This is a genomic window from Grimontia celer (assembly GCF_900055185.1).
Lineage (GTDB): Bacteria > Pseudomonadota > Gammaproteobacteria > Enterobacterales > Vibrionaceae > Enterovibrio > Enterovibrio celer.
Map to the genome: position 1 here is coordinate 1 of NZ_FIZX01000067.1, position 537 is coordinate 537.

General features: G+C 46.6%; 1 protein-coding gene. It reads right to left on the reverse strand.

Annotated elements, in window-relative coordinates:
- On the reverse strand, nucleotides 1-516 hold the full coding sequence (locus tag GCE9029_RS25455) for a DUF3299 domain-containing protein (protein WP_062667993.1): 516 nt from the start codon (nucleotides 514-516) through the stop codon (nucleotides 1-3).
- Nucleotides 517-537 lie beyond the last annotated feature (21 nt).

The following is a 537-nucleotide window of genomic DNA, read 5'->3' on the forward strand; positions in this document are numbered from 1 at the left end:
CTACATGTCGTCATATTCTTCAATCGCAGTACCTTCAATAAGATAACCGGTTTGCGCCAAGTCATGGCTTATTGACTCAGTTTTCAGCGTACCCACTAAATAGATCACATCCCATAACTGCTGGATTGGTGCACCTTTAGGGAACTTCACGTAGATGATTTGGTTTGGTGGTGGCGGTGGCACGTGGATACATGCGCCAAAGTACGGTACCAGCAGAAACTCAGTGATCATGTTCTCATCGCCTTCCAATGGAATCACAAAGCCAGGAATCGTGACTGTGCGGCCATTCAGCTCTGGGCGAACAGCGCCAAGTGTCGATTGTTGAGGTTTGTCCATACTGTCGTGGTTAACCATCGGCATGCCAAATGAGTCGAGTTGTGCTCGCTCTGACTCTGGAATCAAGTCAATCCAATCGAGTGTTAATACCGATTCGTCAGTCTGAGTGGTTTCAGCGTGAGCTGTGCTGATAAATGGGAACATAAGTAACCCAAGTATCAGTAGGAATTTGCGTTGCATCGTAGGTTCCTATTTTAGATT